An 18,178-nucleotide genomic window follows, 5' to 3' on the forward strand; every position below is an offset into this window, starting at 1 on the left:
GCTCACTTCTGGAGCACCGACAGGTCCTGCTCCGTGTGCGGCACCGCCACCATCCCCCGGTCGTCCGGCAGCGTCTGGATCGTGAAGCCGGGGTTGCTCTCCCCCGACGCCGTAAGGGTGCGCGCCCCGTAGACCGGGCCGCCGGAGATCCGCTCCACCGTGAGTGCGTACGTCCCCTTCAGACCGGACGGCACCAACGGGGCGATGTCCTGGGTCGTGCCCTCCTTGATCGTGTACGTCTTCGAGACGGCCGTGCCGCCCCCGCTGCCCGCCGACGCGGTGACCTTGACCTGTGCGGTGGCCGTGGGAGCCGTCAGCGACAGCGTCGAGCCCTTGGCGCTGTTGTCGGGCGAGGTCGCCCGGGTCATGACCGGGCCGGTCGCCGGGATGAACGCCGTCTCCTGCCGGTCGCCCTTGCCCCGGAGGACCCGCAGTGCCGCGACCACGGGCACGGACCGCGAGGTCGGGGTCAGCACCAGCGACCCCGCCTCCTCGCGCGTGACCTCGCCGAGGTCGACGGCGGTCGTCATCCCGCCCTTGAGGTGGATCGTCTCGTGCCCGGCGGGCGTGATCAGCCCGGACGGGGAGGCGAGGCGCACCTTCAGGTCGGCGTCGGAGTCGGCGGACGTGAAGGCGACGAGCCGCACGTCCGTGGCGTCCTTGGGGATGCCCGGAAGCACGAGGCTGCCCGCCGGGTCCGCGGACGCCGCCAGCCAGTCCCCGCCCAGACGGTCGTCGAGGGCCTGGATCGCGGCCCCGACCCGGCCGCTGCGCACGCTCACGTTCACCGTGAGGTCCTCCTGCGGGGAGTCGGTGAGCGTGGACAGCAGGATCGGCTCGCTGGAGTGCGCCGGGACGGTGATGCCCTCGCCGGCGGCCGACTTCACGACGCCTTCCGTGCCGTAGAGCCTGATGTCGACGACGGCCGGGGAGTCGTCCGGATTGGTCAGGTGGATGTAGTCGGCCCGGGCGGCGGCCGTGCTCGCACCGGGGAACCAGAACTGGGTGTCCGGCGCGAGGCAGGTCACGCCCAGCACTCCGCGGCCGGCGCCCGCGGCGACCTCGGTGGTCTGCTGCACCGTCCAGCCGGGCGCGAACTTGCCCTCGGCCGTGCCGATCAGCGCGGGCGCGTCACTGCTCGAGGTGTCGCGGGTGACGGGAGTGCCGGGTTCCTTGGGGTCCAGGACGGACTTGGCGGCCTTGTTCTTTCCGCCGTCCTTGGTCTTGTCCGTGGAGCCGTCCTTGGCCTTGTCCGTGCCGTCGCCCGTGTCCGACTGCTCGGTGGCGGGCAGGAGCTGGGCCTTGCCCGAACCGCCGGTGCCCGTGGTCGCGGGGGTGAAGGACGTGTACGTGGTGTCGGCTATTTCGGAGCTGCTCGGCTTCGGGCACACCAGGGTCGTGCGCTCGACGGGCAGTTGCGCCGCCGCCGTGGCGGTGCCGGCGCCCGCGGCGTCCGGCGTGTCCAGCGCGGCGAATCCGGTGACGGCGGCGAGCGCGGTCACGCCGGCGATCAGGGACAGGGTCGTGCGGTTCACTGCTGGCTCCCGTCGGGGCGCTCATTGCCGTTGCCGTGCGGGTGGTGCTGAGCCGGGTCGTACGGCTCCTCGTATCCCTGGTGGTAGGTCGTCTGGTCGTAGGGCGCCGCCGGGGGCCGGCCGCCGTAGCCGTACTGGTCGTACTGACGGCCCTGGTAGGGGTCGGCCTGGTACGCCGGGTCGTAGCCGCCCGCCGGGTACTGCTGGAACCGGCCGTCGTCCTGGTACTGGGCCTCGCCCTGGAACTGGCCGTCGCCCTGGAACTGGCCCTCGCCGTAGGCGCCGTACTCGTTCGCGGCTCCCGCGTAGGCGCTGGTGTCCCACTCGTCGTAGGACTGCTGGTGCGGGACGGCGGCGGGCGCCTCGTCCGGGGCGGGGGGCGGCACGGTGCCCGGTTCCGGCGCGAACTTCTGCTGGACGGACTCCTCCGGTACGAACCCCTGGTGTCCGGGCTCCGGTGCGAACCCCTCGTCTCCGGGCTCCTCCGGTGCGAACCCCTCGTGTCCGGCCGCGTCGGCCTCGGCCTCGGCCTGGGCCCGCAGCCTGCGGGCCCGGCGGCCCTCGCCGGCGACGGCCTGGGCCGGCACGAGCTCCTCCTCGGGCAGGTCGTCGTCGACGTCGCGGCGTCGGCCGGGCAGGGCGAGCACGACGAGGACGACGGCGAGGGCGCCCTGGGCCCACAGCCAGGCCGTGTGGCTGAACGGGTCCTCGAAGGTGACGTCCAGCCTGCCGCCGGAGGCGGGGAGCTGGAAGCCCTGGGCCCAGCCGTCGACGGTGGTGCGGGTGAGCGGCCTGCCGTCCAGGGTGGCCGTCCAGCCCGCCTCGGCGGAGTCGGCCAGGCGCAGCACGCGGCCCTCGGACCCCGACGGGATCGTGGTGTGGATCTCGACGGGTCCGGCGGCGACGGGCTGGGTGGCACCGGAGTCCGCGGCGGACACGATGGCGGCGCGCGAGACCTCCTGGTTCACCCGCCACAGGGCGCTGCCGTCCTGCTGGCTGAGCCGGGCCAGGCCGGGTGTGGCGTCCAGGACGCGGCTGATGTCGCGGGGCGCACCCTTGTGGACCAGGACGTAGCGCACGGCGAAACCGCCGAGCTGGCCGGTCTGGTCGGCGCCGGAGCCGGCGACCAGGTTGGCGACGACCTTGTCCAGCTGCTTGTTCCCGCCGTTCACCGCGGCGAGTTCGGCGTCGCCCATGCGGGCGCCGGAGCCGCGTACGAGCATGTAGCCGACGTGGGCGGGCGAGGGGCTGTCGAGGACCAGGGTGCGGGCCTGGTCGCGGGTACCGCTCTCCTCGGCGACGAACGCGGGCACCTGCACGGGGTCACGTCGCTCCACCGGGCCGTCGGCGCCGCGGATCATCCAGCCGGCGGCGACGAGCAGGGGCCCGGCGGCCGAGGCGAAGGCGATCAGCGCGGCGACTGGCTGGCGCCAGCCGAAGCTCTGCTCGGCCACGCGCGCGCGTGCCCCGTCGGCGCCGAGCACGGCGGCGGCGAGAAGGGCGAGGCCGTAGACGAGGGTGGCCGGGCCGGCCCAGGTGGAGCCGTTGGACAGCACGGCGAAGACGAGCGCCACCAGGGCGACCACCCAGGCCGTCCAGATCGCGAACTGGCGCTCGGAGCGCAGCAGGGCGGCCAGCGCGGCCAGGACGATGCCGATGAGCATCAGCCCGTGCATCGTGCCGGGTCCGCCGGGGCCGGCGCCGAGCAGGTCGAGCGCGGAGGCGGCGGAGGCGCCGTACTCCAGGCCGGCCTCGTGGAAGAAGCCGAACGGCAGCAGCGACAGCGACCAGGGCGCGAGGACCAGCAGCGGGGTGCCCAACTGGGCCAGGAAACGCAGCCCGTGGGCCACGATGTCGTCGCGGCGCACGACCAGCACGGCGAGGCCGAGCAGGAACGCGATGGGCCACACGATCGGAGTGAACGCGGTGGTGACGGTCAGCAGCAGGGCGAACGCCCAGGTGGCACGCCAACTGCCGCGGCTGCCGGGGGCTTTGGCAAGGCCGCCGGCCGCGACGCCGGCGCGGGCGATCAGCGGCAGCAGCACGGCCAGCACGGCGGTGCCGATGCGGCCGCCGGCCAGCGCGCCGGTGGTGGCGGGCAGGAAGGCGTAGGCGACGGCGGCCCAGGCGCGCAGCAGGCGGGAGGGGACCAGCGGGCGGGAGGCGAAGTACGCCGTGAACCCGGCCAGCGGCACCGAGCCGACCAGCAGGACGGTGACCGCGAGGCCGGTCGAGCCGAGCAGCAGGGAGGCGAGCGTCGCGACCATCGCCAGGTACGGCGGCGCGGACGGGGTGCCGCCCGCGCCCACCGGGTGCCAGGAGTCGAGGTAGCGCGACCACAGTTCGGCGGAGTCCGCGGGCGCGGGCAGCAGGGCTCCTCCGGAGAGCGCGCCGCCGCCGAGCAGGCCGCGGCAGGCGGCCAGGGAGACGAGCAGCAGCACCAGGAAGAGCACCGGACCGGGCTTGCGGGCGATGCGCTTGAGTCGGCCGAACTGCTCGATCTCCAGGAAGTCGGCGTCGTCGCCGCCGGGCCCGGACTCGATCGCGCCGCCGTGCCGGCCGGCCGAGGACGCCTCGGCGTCGGAGCCGCCCATCAGGTTCCCGGCGACCTGTTCCACCGTGGCGCGGATGGTGGCGCCCGGCGGCGGGAGCAGCGCCCGCAGTTCGCCCTTGTCGATCTGCGGCCTGCCGCGTCTGCCGCGGCCCGCGATGATCCGCTCGGGGCGCAGCAGGACGCCCATCAGGCCGCGGATCTCGTCGACGGCCTGTCCCGGCACCTTGCCCACGAGGTAGGCGACGGTCCGCAGCAGGGTGCCCAGGACCAGGCGCAGCAGCACCCAGGGCAGTGCTGCCGTACGGGTGTTGACGAGCAGGGTGTAGACGGCGCCGGCCTTGTCGACCTTGTGCGGGGAGGCGGCGGTGCGGCCGACGCAGTCGACGGTGCGGCGCTCGCGGGAGGCCGCCTCGGCGTGCCGTACGACGGCCTCGGGGGCGATCAGGACGCGGTGGCCGGCGGAGTGGGCGCGCCAGCACAGGTCGACGTCGTCACGCATCAGGGGGAGCCGGCGGTCGAACCCGCCCAGCTCCTCGAAGATGTCACGCCGGATCAGCATTCCGGCGGTGGACACCGACAGCACGGGCCGTACGTGGTCGTGCTGGCCCTGGTCCTGCTCGCGCCGGTCGAGGCCGGTCCAACGGCGGCCGGAGTTGGCGATGCTGACGCCCACTTCGAGGAGCTGTCTGCGGTCGTACCAGCCGCGCAGCTTGGGGCCGACGACGGCCACGTCGTCGCGGCCGAGTTCGTACTCGTTCTCCACGACGCGCAGCAGCTGGGCCAGGGCCTCGGGCTCGGGGGCGCAGTCGTCGTGCAGCAGCCACAGCCACTGCACCGGCTCCCCGTGGGGCAGTTCGGGCAGGTCGTAGGCATCGTCACGCCACGTGCGCGTGACGGGGTCCCAGCTGCTGGGGCGTTTGAGGTACGGCAGGTCGTCCGGGGTGAGGACCGGGGCGCTGTGGACGGCCTCGTCGACGGCCTGTCCGAAGCCGGTGCGCCGGGCGAGGTGCAGTACGCGGTCGGCGCCGAGGGCGTCGGTGACCACCTGGGCGGACTCGTCCGCGCTGCCGGTGTCGGCGGCCACGGCGTACTGGACGGGGCGCTCCTGGCCGAGCAGGCCGGCGAGCGCGTCGGGCAGCCAGCGTGCGCCGTCGTGGGAGACGAGCACGGCGGTCACGACGTGGCGCGGGTACTCCGGTGTGCCGGCCTGGGCGGACACCGCCGCGCGCGCGGGATCGGGCGCTGGGGCAGCGCCGTCGTAGTGGGCTGCCGTATGGCTGTGCACGGACATCGAGATACGGGCCCCGGTTCGGTGGACTGTGGTGGACGCCCGTGCCCAAAGGGGGCAGGGGGGCGTGTCGGACGAGCCACCACACTATCGGCTGGCCCCGACGGCGGTCCGCCGCCTGTGGACAACCCGGCGCGCATCAGCCGGGCCACCGCGCGGACCCCATCTGCGCGCCGTCTACCCGGCCTTCGGCGTCGAGAGCCGTGCTCCGGGGGTCGTCGTGGCAGGCTCAGGGGGACTTCGGCCCGCGCCCGAACGACATCGCCCACGACGCCGTCTCGGACGGGGTCGAGGGCGGCACGGGCCAGGGGGGTCGCGGTCAGACGGCCGCCTTCTTCAGGCGGCGGCGCTCCCGTTCGGACAGGCCGCCCCAGATGCCGAAGCGCTCGTCGTTGGCGAGGGCGTACTCAAGGCACTCGGAGCGGACCTCGCAGGCGAGGCAGACCTTCTTGGCCTCGCGGGTGGAGCCGCCCTTCTCGGGGAAGAAGGACTCGGGGTCGGTCTGGGCGCACAGCGCGCGCTCCTGCCAGCCGAGTTCCTCGTCCGCGTCGTCGACCAGCAGTTGCTGCACCAGCTCGGTCATGTGCGCCCCTCGTCTGTCTTTCGCGTCCCCGTGATGCAGCCGTTATCTGTCCGGCTGAACGACACGAGTGAAATTACAAGTGTGCTGCTCCGGGCGAGTCAAGCCGAGATCTGCTATTGAGCCCCTTATTCACTCTGCGGAACCAAGCCCATGCGGAAAGTGTTCAAATCGGCATAAACCCTGACACACGGTCGAGGCCCCGACGGCCTCGCGTCCCGCACGGAGCCCGCACGGAGAAGGACGGCCTGGACTTCGATCTCGTTCCGACACATACACCGAAGCGACCTGGATCACGGTCTGATCACGGGATCGCAACGGCGGCTTGCGTGCCCGGCATGGACGCCATGTGTCCTGGTACCCCCGCGAGCAAACCTTTCAGCGGTGAGATGAACCGGATGAGGTGAACCGTGTCCCACATTCCGGGCGTCAAGTTGACAGTGGGGGTGTGAGCCGCTGTCCTAGAGGGCATGCTCGCGAACTCGGTACTCACCACGACCCGCACCGCCGGGTCCCTCGGTGCTGCCCACGTTCGCTGCGGCTGTCGCTGTTGCGGCTGTTGAGCCCCACGCGCGTCACGCGCGCTCCAGCCGTCGTCCGGGCCCCTGGCTCCGGCACCCGTGCCCTCTGACCTCCTTTCACCGAGGAACCACCCCACCGTCATGAACAGCGACAGCGACCTGAAGATCGCCGGCGACATCCTCGAAGTCCCGCACCTGCTCCAGGCTCCCCGCGAACATCCCTCCACCGTGGCCGATTTCGTCGGCCTGGCCCGGTCCATCGCCGCCGACCGCGCCCAGTGGGCGCACCTCGTCCGCTACGACGCGACGACCCGCTGGTACCACCGGCTGCGCACCGGGCCCGGCTACGAGGTGTGGCTGCTGTCCTGGGTGCCCGGACAGGGCAGCGGACCGCACGACCACGGCCCCTCCTCCGGTGTGCTCACGGTCCTGGACGGCGAGCTGACCGAGCGCACCGCGCGGGCCACGCGCACGTTGGGCGTGGGCACGCAGCACGTGTTCGCACCCGGGTACGCGCACGAGGTCGTCAACGACACGCTGGAGCCGGCGGTCAGCCTGCACGTGTACTTCCCCGGTCTGACCGAGATGCCCATGCATCCCCGTTCCTCCGCCGAGGCTGCCCGCACCGCCGCCCGGTGCGCGGGCGTCCTCTCCGACCCGGCGGGCGCGGCCGGCGCCTGAACCGCGGTGGAGACGCGCCACCGTGCTTCGTGCTTCGTGCTTCGTGCTTCGTGCTTCGTGCTTCGTCCACAGGTCGCAACGAGTCGGCCCGGCGGCTGACACACTGTTTCCATGCGGATTGTGGTTCTGGCAGGCGGCATCGGCGGTGCCCGGTTCCTGCGCGGTCTGAAGCGGGCCGTGCCGGACGCGGACATCACGGTCATCGGCAACACCGGCGACGACATCCACCTCTTCGGGCTGAAGATCTGCCCGGACCTGGACACGGTGATGTACACGCTCGGCGAGGGCATCAACGAGGAGCAGGGCTGGGGACGGGCCGAGGAGACCTTCCATCTCAAGGAGGAGCTCGCGGCGTACGGCGTGGGACCGGACTGGTTCGGCCTGGGCGACCGCGACTTCGCCACGCACATCGTGCGCACCCAGATGATCGGCGCCGGGTATCCGCTCAGCGCGGTGACCGAGGCGCTGTGCGACCGGTGGAAACCGGGGGTGCGGCTGATCCCCATGACCGACGACCGGGTGGAGACGCATGTCGCGGTCACTCTGCCCGACAGCGGCGCCACCCCGGGCTCCGGCGAGCGCAAGGCCGTCCACTTCCAGGAGTACTGGGTGCGGCTGCGGGCCTCGGTGCCGGCCGAGGCGGTGGTGCCGGTCGGCGCGGAACAGGCCAAGCCGGCGCCCGGCGTGCTGGAGGCCATCGCCGAGGCCGACATGATCCTCTTCCCGCCCTCCAACCCCGTCGTCTCCATCGGCACGATCCTCGCGGTGCCCGGTATCCGGGAGGCCATCGCCGAGGCCGGGGTACCGGTGATCGGCCTGTCCCCCATCGTCGGGGACGCGCCCGTGCGCGGCATGGCCGACAAGGTCCTCGCCGCGGTCGGCGTGGAGTCCACGGCCGCGGCGGTGGCCGAGCACTACGGCTCGGGGCTGCTGGACGGCTGGCTCGTCGACACCGTCGACGAGGCCTCGGTCGAGCGGGTCGAGGCCGCGGGCATCCGGTGCAGGGCGGTGCCACTGATGATGACCGACGGCGACGCCACCGCCCGGATGGCGGGCGAGGCGCTCGCGCTGGCCGAGGAGGTGCGCTGAGCATGAGCGGCACGACGGAGGAGTCGCCGGCCGCCGCGCCGGAGTTCCGGGTCTGGGCGGTGCCCGGGCTGCCCGAGGTCGCGCAGGGGGACGATCTGGCCAAGCTGATCGCCGGCGCGGAGCCCGCTCTGGCCGACGGGGACGTGCTGCTCGTCACCTCGAAGATCGTCTCCAAGGCCGAGGGGCGGCTGGTCCGGGCGGCCGACCGGGAGGCAGCGATCGACGCCGAGACCGTACGGGTCGTGGCCCGGCGCGGACCGCTGCGGATCGTGCAGAACCGGCAGGGGCACGTGATGGCGGCCGCCGGAGTCGACGCGTCCAACACCCCTTCCGGCACGGTCCTGTTGCTGCCGGAGGATCCGGACGCGTCCGCGCGCGCGATCCGGGACGGGCTGCGCGACGCCCTCGGCGTAAGCGTCGGCGTGCTCGTGACCGACACTTTCGGGCGACCCTGGCGCGCGGGACTGACCGACGTCGCCATCGGCGCCGCGGGCGTACGCGTGCTGGACGACCTGCGCGGCGGCACGGACGCGCACGGCAACCCGCTGAGCGCCACCGTCGTCGCCACCGCCGACGAACTCGCCGCCGCGGGCGACCTGGTCAAGGGCAAGGCCGCCGGGCTGCCCGTCGCCGTCGTCCGCGGGCTGCGGCACGTGGTGGCCGAGGACGACGGGGAAGGCGGGGAGGACGGGGAAGGAGCGCGGGCCATGGTGCGTGACGCCCGCGACGACATGTTCCGGCTGGGGACCTCCGAGGCCGTGCGGGAGGCGGTGACCCAGCGGCGTACCGTGCGGTCCTTCACCGACGAGCCCGTCGACCCCGGCGCGGTACGGCGGGCGGTGGCCGCGGCGGTGACCGCGCCCGCGCCGCACCACACCACGCCATGGCGGTTCGTGCTCCTGGAGTCCGCGCGGTCGCGCACCCGGCTGCTCGACGCGATGCGCGAGGCCTGGATCGCGGACCTGCGGCGGGACGGAAAGAGCGAGGAGTCGATCGCCCGGCGGATCCGGCGCGGGGACGTGCTGCGCAACGCGCCGTACCTCGTGGTGCCGTGCCTCGTCATGGACGGCTCGCACGCGTACGGCGACGAGCGGCGAGACGGCGCCGAGCGGGAGATGTTCGTGGTCGCCGCCGGGGCCGGGGTGCAGAACTTCCTGGTCGCGCTGGCCGGGGAGCGGCTCGGCTCGGCGTGGGTGTCCTCGACGATGTTCTGCCGGGACGTGGTGCGCGAGGTGCTGGGGCTGCCCGCGGACTGGGATCCGATGGGGGCGGTCGCCGTCGGGCATCCGGCGGAGCAGCCGAGACCGCGGCCGGAGCGCGACGCGCAGGCGTTCGTCGTGTCCCTGTGAGCGCATAGGCTCGTACGGCACCTCAAGGCAACCCTGGATCTTATTCGTGGCAGGACGTTTCGCTCCGCGACCCCCGCGTCCGACCGTGCGCGGCGGGCGGGCCGGCGTGCCCGCGGCCGTGCCCCGGCAGGCCGCGGCGCCGGGACGGGTCCGCGCCTGGACGCCGGACGGGCCGCTGGACCTGGGGCTCGTGCTCGGACCGCTGCGGCGGGGGCCGGGCGATCCGACGTTCCGGGCGACGCCCGACGGTTCGGTGTGGCGCACCGGCCGCACACCGCTCGGACCCGGGACGCTGCGCGTGTCCGCCCGCGACGGGCAGGTGCGCGGCGAGGCCTGGGGGCCGGGGGCCGCATGGCTGTTGGAGCAGTTGCCCGAACTGCTCGGGGCCGCCGACGACCCGTCCGCGTTCGTACCGCGGCACCGGCTGCTCGCGCTGACCCGGCACCGGCGGCCGGGGTTGCGGCTGACGCGGACCGGGCTGGTGCTGGAGTCGCTGATCCCGTCGGTCCTGGAACAGAAGGTGACGACGCTCGAGGCGTACGCCGCCTGGCGCGCGCTGGTGCGCACGTACGGGGAGCCGGCGCCCGGACCCGCCCCCGCACATATGTACGTCATGCCGGCGCCGCGGACATGGGCGCTGATCCCGTCGTGGGAGTGGCACCGGGCCGGGGTCGACGACAAGCGGGCGTCGACCGTGCTGCGGGCGGTGCGGGTCGCCGCGCGGCTGGAGGAGGCGGCGCGGATGCCCCCGGCGCGGGCCCGGGAGCGGTTGGAGCTGGTGCCCGGCATCGGACCGTGGACGTCGGCGGAGACCGTGCAGCGCAGTCATGGCGCGCCGGACGCCGTGACGGTCGGCGATCTGCATCTGCCGGGAATCGTGGGGTGGGCGCTGGCCGGGGACCGGAACGCGGACGACGCGGAGATGCTGCGCCTGCTGGAGCCGTACGCCGGACAGCGGCACCGGGCGGCCCGGTTGATCCTGATGAGCGGGCGGGTGCCGCCCCGGCGGGCGCCGCGCATGCCGAAGGGTGACATCGGGCGCCTGTGAGCCGGGCGCGGGTAGGCTGGGCGGCTCACCCGCCTGAGCGGACAGCCGCGTCGCGGTCCCCTCGTCGGCAGACGTCCGCGTCGCAGGCCCGCGTGGGCAGACGCCCGTGTCGTGTTCGACGCGTCCCGCTCCCCTCCCCCTCCCCTTCTCCCCTCCCTCGGTCGGCTACTGGTCCGAGGAGAACCTCACGGACCCGGCCGGGATCCTCGCGTCGCACCACACTCTCGCGCCGTCCCTCAGCTCGTTGTCGGCGCCGACCACCGCGCCGTCGCCGATGACCGTGCCGTTGAGGACGGAGCGGGTGCCGACGCGGGCACCGGTGCCGATGAGGGAGTCGGTGACGACGGCACCGGGCTCGATGACGGCACCGGGCAGGATCGCGCTGCCGAACACCCGCGCGCCCTCGGCGACGAACGCGCCCTCGCCCACCACCGTGCCGCCGGTCAGCTTGGCGCCGGGGGCGACGACGGCCGTGGGCAGGATCAGGCGGTCGCCGCAGCGACCGGGTACGGCCGGGGAGGGCGCGCGGCCGAGGACCAGGTCGGCGGAGCCGCGTACGAAGGCGGCCGGGGTGCCCAGGTCCAGCCAGTAGGTGGAGTCGACCATGCCCTGCAAGTGGGCGCCCGCCGCGAGCAGTTCGGGGAACGTCTCCCGCTCCACCGACACCGGCCGGCCCTGCGGGATCGCGTCGATGACCGAGCGCCGGAAGACGTACGCCCCCGCGTTGATCTGGTCGGTGACGATCTCCTCGGGGGTCTGCGGCTTCTCCAGGAAGGCCAGGACGCGGCCGGTCCCGTCGGTCGGGACCAGCCCGTAGGCGCGGGGGTCCGGCACCCTCGTCAGGTGCAGGGAGACGTCCGCGCCCGTCGTCTCGTGGGTGCGCACCAGCGCCCGGATGTCCAGCCCGGTCAGGATGTCGCCGTTGAAGATCAGGACCGGCTCGTCGGGGCCGGAGTGCAGGCGCGAGGCGACGTTGCGGAGGGCGCCGCCCGTGCCCAGGGGCTCCACCTCCGTCACGTACTCCAGGTGGAGCCCGAGCGAGGAGCCGTCGCCGAAGTACGGCTCGAAGACCTCGGCCAGATAGGAGGTGGCGAGCACGACGTGCTCGACGCCCGCCGCTCTCGCCCGCGCCAGCTGGTGGGTGAGGAACGGCACCCCCGCCGCCCGCACCATCGGCTTCGGCGTGTGCACCGTGAGGGGGCGCAGCCGGGTGCCCTTGCCGCCGACCAGGAGGATCGCTTCTGTCACCTGTCGTCTCCGCTTCCTGTTCGTCCTCGGCACGTCCTCGGTCCGTCCTAGGTCCGTCGTCGTTCGGCCTCAGCGGCCCTGGTAGCGCGCCGCGGCCGAGCGGACCGTACCGAGCTTGCCGTAGAGCCGCCGTCCCGGGCAGTCGGTGCGGAGGGCGTCCCGGTGGCCGGAGATCACGTTCAGGCGTACCCTCTTTCCTTTTTGGTAGAGGTTGCCACCCGCGGACGTCAGATATGTCTTTCCGCGCGGATTCATCCCGTAGCGGCCGAGTTTCCACGCCGTCAGCCGCGCGAGGGCCGTCACCGCGGCCGAGGAGGGCTTGGACGTGCCGTAGGTGCCGAGGACGGCGATCCCCATGCTGTCGCTGTTGAACCCCCTGGTGTGGGCGCCCAGAACGGGCTTCGTCACACCGCCGGCCCGGCCCTCGTAGATGTTCCCGCACTTGTCGATCAGGAAGTTGTAGCCGATGTCGCGCCAGCCCATGCTCCTGACGTGGTAGCGGTAGATGCCGCGGATCACCGCCGGGGCCTGCGCGCAGCTGTAGTTGTTGCCGGAGGCGGTGTGGTGCACGAACGCCACCTTGACCTTCTTGGTGTAGACGAAGCCCCGTTCGCGCAGGGACTCGTCCGCGCCCCAGCCGCGCCGCGTGACGATGCGCGGGCGCGCTCCGACGTGGGACCGCGCGCGCCGCTGCTCCGACGGTTCGCCGCCTGGCCGGGCGAGCAACTCGCGCTCGGTGTCCGCGCGGTCGAGCGCGGGGATGTCCGTGGCGCCGGACGCGAAGCCCCGCACCAGGGGTGGTGCGCCGGGGTCGACGAGTTCCACGCGCAGGCCCGAGGGCAGCGGGACCGGCCGGGCGGCCGGGCCACGGCCGGCGACATCGGCGCGGACGCGGACGTCGACGCCGTCGCAGTCGCCCACCCACAGCGGCGCGGTGGCGCCGTGCACGCGCCCGGAGGTGCCTTCGGCCGTGCCGGGGTCGGCGCCGTGGTCGGCGCTGTGGGTGTCGAGGTCCTGCCAGCCGGACCAGACGCCCGTCGCGGCGGAGCGGGTCCGGATCCGGACGGTGCCGTGCAACTCGGTCTCCGGGTCGTCCCAGACGACGCCGGCCAGTGAGAAGTGGCGGACGTCCGTGCGACGCAGGCCCTGTTCGAGGACGGCGCCGCGGGCGGGGTCCCGGGCCAGGTCGGGGCCCCGGGCCGGGGCGGGGTCGCGGGTGAGCGGGGCGAGGGGCAGGGACCGGGTGCTGCCGGGGACGGCCGCGGACCCGGCGGCCGACGCCGGCTCCGCGCCCGCCGAACCGCCCGTCAGGCCCGGCACGAGGGTGAGGGCGACCGTGCACGCGACACCGGTCGGGAACACGAGGAATCCGTATCGACGCATGTCGCCGATCCTGGACACGGCCAGACAAACCTGTCCATCGGGGACTTGACGGGCCGTCGGCTGCGGTTGCGCCGAACCGGTGCCCGCCGCTCACCCGCCCGTGGCCCGCCACGCGGTGGGCGGGACCGGCGCCGCGTACGCTTGCCCGGGTGAACGCCACCGAACGCACCCCTGCCGACCTGCTGCGTTCCGCGCTCGCCGCGGATCCCGGACGCCCGCTGGTGACCTTCTACGACGACGCCACGGGTGAACGCGTCGAATTGTCCGTGGCCACCTTCTCCAATTGGGTGGCCAAGACCGCGAACCTCCTCCAGGGGGACCTCGGCGCCGGACCCGGCGACCGGGTCGCGCTCATGCTGCCGGCGCACTGGCAGACGGCGGTGTGGCTGCTGGCGTGCGCGTCGGTGGGCGTGGTGGCCGACGTCGACGGGACCGCGGGCGCGGCCGACGTCGTGGTCAGCGGACCGGACACCCTGGACGCGGCCCGCGCGTGCTCCGGTGAGCGGGTGGCGCTGGCGCTGCGGCCGCTGGGCGGGCGGTTCCCGCAGCCGCCGGAGGGCTTCCTGGACTACGCCGTCGAGGTGCCGGGGCAGGGCGACGTGTTCGCACCCTTCGCACCGGTGGACCCGGAGGAGCCGGCGCTGATCGTGGCCGGGGCCGAGTACACGGCGGCCGAGGTCGTGGAGCGGGCCCGCGGCGACGCCCCGGAGCTGAACCTGACCGGACCGGGCTCCCGCCTGCTGTCGGCGCTGCCGTACGACACCTGGGAGGGCCTCAGCGCGGGCCTGTACGCGCCGCTCACCGCCGGCGCCTCGGTCGTCCTGTGCCGCAACCTCGACCGCCTCCCCGAGGACGCCCTGGCCAAGCGCATCGATTCCGAACGGGTCACGGCCACGGCCAGATGACACGACCGGGCTCCGCCCCCGGCTCTCCGCACACCACGTTCGCCCCGAATCCCACTGAATGCGGGATTGGGGGCGAACGGCGCGAATTCGGCCGCTGCGATTCCGATTCCGGACCGGAAAGGGATTCGCCTGCGCAGCCGCACGACTACGGTGTGTATTTCCCGCGGAGTTGCGCACACCGCACCCGGAAGCTCCGGCGATGCGCGGTGCGCACGCTCGCCGACGGCGTCGTTCGACCGGCGACCACCGCCAACTCGGGCCTCTGCGGGTAAAGCCACGGCCAAAGGCGAACTTCTGTCCACAGAAATGGGCGGATTGCCCCCTTGTAGGGAAGTGGAATTTGTCACCGCCGTCGCTCGATGTTGAATCTGCCGGATAGTGTGAGCGATCCGGTGCGGCTGGCCGCGAGGTCTTCCTGGGGTCGCGCACTGTGCGAAGCAGACCTGGCGCCAAGAGGGGCAAGGCGCCGCGTGGCCCCGACGGAGGATTCGGACAACCGTGGACGCGCAAGGCCGTGGGCGGGCGGACAACATCGACCCCGCAGACCAGTGGGTACTCAATCCGGACACCGGTGAATACGAACTGCGATTGAGCCCTTCCGCTCCGCAGTCGGCGGTCCCGGGACCTCGTAGACCCTCCGCCGGCAGGGCCGGGGGCAGGGCGTCCGAGCGGCACCCGGCAGCACCGGGACGGCAGCAGGCTCGCGAGGCCGCCCCCGCCGAGACGGTGCCCGCCCCGCGCCGGCGCCGCTCGGCGCCGCCGGACGAGCCGCCGCCCGGACGGCGGGGACGCCGGCCGGAGAAGAAGAAGACGAAGACCAAGAAGGTCCTGATGTGGACCGGCGGCACCATGGCGCTCGTCCTGATCGGCGTCGGCACGGCCGGCTATCTGGTCCTCAGGCACCTCGAGGGCAACGTCACCACCACCGACGTGGGCAGCGCGGGCAAGAACGGCTTCAGCAAGGACGAGGCCTTCAACATACTGATCATCGGCACCGACAAGCGCACCGGGAAGGGCAACGAGGGCTACGGCGACAAGGGCAGCATCGGTCACGCCGACACCAACGTCCTGCTGCACGTCTCCAAGGACCGTACGAACGCGACCGCGCTGAGCATCCCGCGCGACCTGATCGTGGACGTGCCGGACTGCCCGACCAAGCAGCCCGACGGCAGCACGAAGGTCATCCCGGGAACGGACCACGAGCGCTTCAACACGAGCCTCGGCCAGGACGGCCGCGACCCGGGCTGCACGATGCGCACGGTCAAAGAGGTCACCGGCATTCAGCCCGACCACTTCATGATGGCCGACTTCAACGCGGTCAAGACACTGACCACGGCGGTCGGCGGGGTCGACGTGTGCCTGAAGCACGCCGTGAACGACAAGGACTCGCACCTCAACCTGACGGCCGGTGAGCACACGATCGAGGGCGAGGACGCACTGGCCTTCGTACGCACCCGGCACGCCTGGGGCAACCAGGGCGACCTGGACCGCATCAAGGTGCAGCAGCAGTTCCTCAGCTCGCTGATGCGCAAGATGGCCTCCGGGGACACGCTCACCGACCCGACCAAGCTGTACGACCTGGCCGACGCCGCCACCAAGGCGCTGACCGTCGACACCGGCATCGGCAAGGTCAGCACCCTCAAGGACGTGGCACTGGAGCTGAAGAAGGTGCCGACGAAGAACATCACCTTCCTGACGGTGCCGGTGCTCGACAACCCGGCCGAAAAGGTCCGCGCGACGGTCATCGTCAACCAGAACACGGCCCCGGAGATCTTCGACGCCATCAACAACGACGTCTCCTTCACCGCGGTGAAGAAGAAGCAGAAGGCCGACAAGAGCGCCGCGGCCGCCCGTCTCAAGGGCACCCAGTCCGAGGCCTCCGAGGTGCGGGTCCGGGTCTTCAACGGAGGGGCCGCCCAGGGTTCCGCCGGTGAGACCGTCACCTGGCTGCAGACCTCCGTGGGAGTGCTCAAGTCGGAGAACGCGGCCAACGCGCCCACGGAGATCCCCAAGACCACGCTCGAGTACGCGCCCGACCAGGCGCCGCAGGCCCGCAAGCTCGCCGCCCTCATGGGACTGTCCGGGGCCGCGCTGAAGCCGGGCAAGAGCTTCACCAACTCCCAGGGGATGCCCACGATGACCCTGACGCTGGGCAAGGACTTCAAGGGGGCGGGCGTGCCGCTCACCGCTCCGACGAAGGCCCCGGATGTCGAGGACAAGTCCACGGCGGACAAGATTCAGTGCGCAAGTTGAGCGCACAGCACCACCTTTTGGGCCTGTCATGCGTCTAACACCGCGCATGACAGGCCTGTTTCATGGCATGGCACCTGGGTGGGAGGACGGGGAGTGACGCAGAGCAGTCTGCGCGGGGAGGGGTCGGCGGTCGAGGAAGCGATACCCACCGCGCCACCCAAGGGCAGGGCACCGGACGGCCGCGGCCGGCACGGCGGAGGAGGACGCGGCGGGAAGAAGCGCGCTGCCGGGCGCAGAAGCCCCGTACGGCGCGTACTGCGCTGGTCGTCGACGGTGCTCGCGCTGGTCATACTCGGCACGGCCGGCGCCGGATACCTCTACTACCAGCATCTGAACGGCAACATCCGCAAGGGCCAGCGCAGCAGCGGTGACTCCAAGGCGCAGAGGACGCAGCCGAACGCGGCCGGCCAGACCCCCGTGAACATCCTGCTGATCGGCTCCGACAGCCGCAACTCCGACGCGAACGTCGCGCTGGGCGGCAGCCGGGACAACCGCGGCACCCCGCCGCGGGGCGACGTGCAGATGCTCATCCACCTGGCCGCGGACCGCAAGAGCGCCGCCGTGGTGAGCATCCCGCGGGACACCCGGGTCGACATCCCCAAGTGCACCGACCCCGAAACCGGCAAGGTCTATCCGCCGGTCAACGACATCATCACCGAGTCGCTGGCCCGCGGTGGCTCCGGCTGCACGCTCGCCACCTGGGAGAGCCTCACCGGTGTGTACATCGACCACTGGATGACGATCGACTTCGCGGGCGTGGTGAAGATGGCGGACGCCATCGGCGGCGTCGAGGTCTGTGTGAAGCAGAACGTGTGGGACCACCCCACGCCCGCGGCTCCCGGGGGTTCCGGTCTGAAGCTGACGGCGGGCAAGCACAAGGTCAAGGGCAAACAGGCCCTCCAGTGGCTGCGCACCCGGCACGCCTGGGGCAGCGACCTGCTGCGGGCCAGGGCCCAGCACATGTACATGAACTCGATGATCCGCACCCTGCAGAGCCAGAACGTCTTCACCGACTCCGGCCGGCTGATGGGCCTGGCGGAGGCGGCCACGAAGTCGCTCGAGGTCTCCGAGGAGATCGGCACCGTCCCGAAGCTGTACCACCTGGCCATGCAGCTCAAGACGGTCCCCACCGACCGCATCACCATGACGACGATGCCCAACGTCGCCGACCCGCAGAACGACAACCACGTCCTCCCGGACGGCGCCGCCGCCACGAAGGTGTGGAAGATGCTCCGCGACGACGTGCCCTTCGACGACAAGGGCCCGGCCCCGGACGCGAAGAAGCGGACGGACGGGAGCGCGGCGGACAGGACCCCCTCGGTCCCGGCCGACCGGCTCGGTGTCCTGGTGCAGAACGCCACCCGCACCGCCACGCAGGCCCCGGTCGGCGGCCGGGCGCGTGAGATCGGCCAGGAGTTGGCGGGCAAGGGCTTCACCCGGGCCGCCGCGGACACCTCGCCGGCGCTGTCGGAGGAGGAGACGCTCGTGCGCTACCCGAGCAGCGACCTGGAGGGCGACGCGCAGAGCGTCGCCAAGGCCCTCGGGATTCCGCTGAGTTCGGTGCGGAAGTCGACCGACGTCTCCGGTGTCACGGTCGTCGTCGGCGCCGACTGGCGTACGGGGAGCACCTATCCGAAGGAGGCCACCCCGAAGGCCGGCGACCTGCCCGAGAACTCCGACGCCATCAACGGCTCGGACGAGAGCCAGTGCATGGACGTGTACGCGCCCTACCGCTGGTAGCGCG

12 protein-coding genes are annotated in these 18,178 nt (G+C 72.8%); 7 read left to right on the forward strand and 5 right to left on the reverse strand.

What is annotated here, in order from left to right; genetic code table 11:
• Positions 1 to 2: 2 nt before the first annotated feature.
• The 3 genes from ACIHCX_RS22455 to ACIHCX_RS22465 all read right to left on the reverse strand — a co-directional run bounded on the left by ACIHCX_RS22455 (position 3) and on the right by ACIHCX_RS22465 (position 5,960).
• Positions 3 to 1,535, reverse strand: a complete 1,533-nt coding sequence (locus ACIHCX_RS22455; RefSeq protein ID WP_400032106.1) for a DUF5719 family protein — start codon at positions 1,533 to 1,535, stop codon at positions 3 to 5.
• A complete protein-coding gene (locus ACIHCX_RS22460) occupies positions 1,532 to 5,380 on the reverse strand; it encodes a glycosyltransferase (RefSeq protein ID WP_400032108.1) in 3,849 nt (1,282 codons plus the stop codon). Before ACIHCX_RS22460 ends, ACIHCX_RS22455 begins: the two co-directional genes overlap by 4 nt.
• A gap of 316 nt (positions 5,381 to 5,696) precedes the next feature.
• Complete coding sequence (locus ACIHCX_RS22465; protein WP_003975777.1) at positions 5,697 to 5,960, reverse strand: WhiB family transcriptional regulator; 264 nt, start codon at positions 5,958 to 5,960, stop codon at positions 5,697 to 5,699.
• A 659-nt stretch (positions 5,961 to 6,619) separates the two neighbouring features.
• Between ACIHCX_RS22465 and ACIHCX_RS22470 the strand changes: the two genes are divergently transcribed.
• The 4 genes from ACIHCX_RS22470 (at position 6,620) to ACIHCX_RS22485 (ending at position 10,645) form a co-directional block, all read left to right on the forward strand.
• On the forward strand, positions 6,620 to 7,159 hold the full coding sequence (locus tag ACIHCX_RS22470) for a cysteine dioxygenase (RefSeq protein WP_400032110.1): 540 nt from the start codon (positions 6,620 to 6,622) through the stop codon (positions 7,157 to 7,159).
• Positions 7,160 to 7,270: 111 nt separating this feature from the next.
• Complete coding sequence (cofD, locus tag ACIHCX_RS22475) at positions 7,271 to 8,248, forward strand: 2-phospho-L-lactate transferase (protein ID WP_400032113.1); 978 nt, start codon at positions 7,271 to 7,273, stop codon at positions 8,246 to 8,248.
• A 2-nt stretch (positions 8,249 to 8,250) separates the two neighbouring features.
• Positions 8,251 to 9,597 (forward strand): coenzyme F420-0:L-glutamate ligase, encoded by a 1,347-nt coding sequence (locus tag ACIHCX_RS22480; RefSeq protein ID WP_400032115.1) that lies wholly within the window; start codon positions 8,251 to 8,253, stop codon positions 9,595 to 9,597.
• Positions 9,598 to 9,643: 46 nt separating this feature from the next.
• Positions 9,644 to 10,645 carry a DNA-3-methyladenine glycosylase family protein gene (locus tag ACIHCX_RS22485; RefSeq protein WP_400032117.1) on the forward strand — a complete coding sequence of 334 codons (1,002 nt, stop codon included), beginning with the start codon at positions 9,644 to 9,646 and terminating at the stop codon, positions 10,643 to 10,645.
• 165 nt (positions 10,646 to 10,810) lie between these two features.
• Here the strand turns inward: ACIHCX_RS22485 and ACIHCX_RS22490 are convergent, their stop codons facing one another.
• Both ACIHCX_RS22490 and ACIHCX_RS22495 read right to left on the reverse strand, forming a co-directional pair.
• A complete protein-coding gene (locus ACIHCX_RS22490) occupies positions 10,811 to 11,893 on the reverse strand; it encodes a sugar phosphate nucleotidyltransferase (RefSeq protein ID WP_400032119.1) in 1,083 nt (360 codons plus the stop codon).
• 69 nt (positions 11,894 to 11,962) lie between these two features.
• A complete protein-coding gene (locus ACIHCX_RS22495; RefSeq protein ID WP_400032121.1) occupies positions 11,963 to 13,276 on the reverse strand; it encodes a peptidoglycan recognition protein in 1,314 nt (437 codons plus the stop codon).
• A 149-nt stretch (positions 13,277 to 13,425) separates the two neighbouring features.
• Between ACIHCX_RS22495 and ACIHCX_RS22500 the strand changes: the two genes are divergently transcribed.
• The 3 genes from ACIHCX_RS22500 to ACIHCX_RS22510 all read left to right on the forward strand — a co-directional run bounded on the left by ACIHCX_RS22500 (position 13,426) and on the right by ACIHCX_RS22510 (position 18,174).
• Positions 13,426 to 14,181: a TIGR03089 family protein gene (locus ACIHCX_RS22500; protein ID WP_400032123.1), complete on the forward strand. Its 756-nt coding sequence runs from the start codon at positions 13,426 to 13,428 to the stop codon at positions 14,179 to 14,181.
• Between the two features lie 498 nt (positions 14,182 to 14,679).
• Positions 14,680 to 16,434 (forward strand): LCP family protein, encoded by a 1,755-nt coding sequence (locus tag ACIHCX_RS22505; protein ID WP_400032125.1) that lies wholly within the window; start codon positions 14,680 to 14,682, stop codon positions 16,432 to 16,434.
• 93 nt (positions 16,435 to 16,527) lie between these two features.
• On the forward strand, positions 16,528 to 18,174 hold the full coding sequence (locus ACIHCX_RS22510; RefSeq protein WP_400032127.1) for an LCP family protein: 1,647 nt from the start codon (positions 16,528 to 16,530) through the stop codon (positions 18,172 to 18,174).
• Positions 18,175 to 18,178: the final 4 nt, after the last annotated feature.

Source organism: Streptomyces sp. NPDC052043, assembly GCF_044548235.1.
In the GTDB taxonomy this organism is placed as follows: domain Bacteria; phylum Actinomycetota; class Actinomycetes; order Streptomycetales; family Streptomycetaceae; genus Streptomyces.

Bases quoted from the DNA above. Each gene is read 5' to 3' on its own strand.
- ACIHCX_RS22495 (WP_400032121.1), bottom strand. From the start codon at position 13,276: ATGCGTCGATACGGATTCCTCGTGTTCCCGACCGGTGTCGCGTGCACG.
- ACIHCX_RS22480 (WP_400032115.1), top strand. From the start codon at position 8,251: ATGAGCGGCACGACGGAGGAGTCGCCGGCCGCCGCGCCGGAGTTCCGG.
- ACIHCX_RS22470 (WP_400032110.1), top strand. From the start codon at position 6,620: ATGAACAGCGACAGCGACCTGAAGATCGCCGGCGACATCCTCGAAGTC.
- cofD (WP_400032113.1), top strand. From the start codon at position 7,271: ATGCGGATTGTGGTTCTGGCAGGCGGCATCGGCGGTGCCCGGTTCCTG.
- ACIHCX_RS22460 (WP_400032108.1), bottom strand. From the start codon at position 5,380: ATGTCCGTGCACAGCCATACGGCAGCCCACTACGACGGCGCTGCCCCA.
- ACIHCX_RS22465 (WP_003975777.1), bottom strand. From the start codon at position 5,960: ATGACCGAGCTGGTGCAGCAACTGCTGGTCGACGACGCGGACGAGGAA.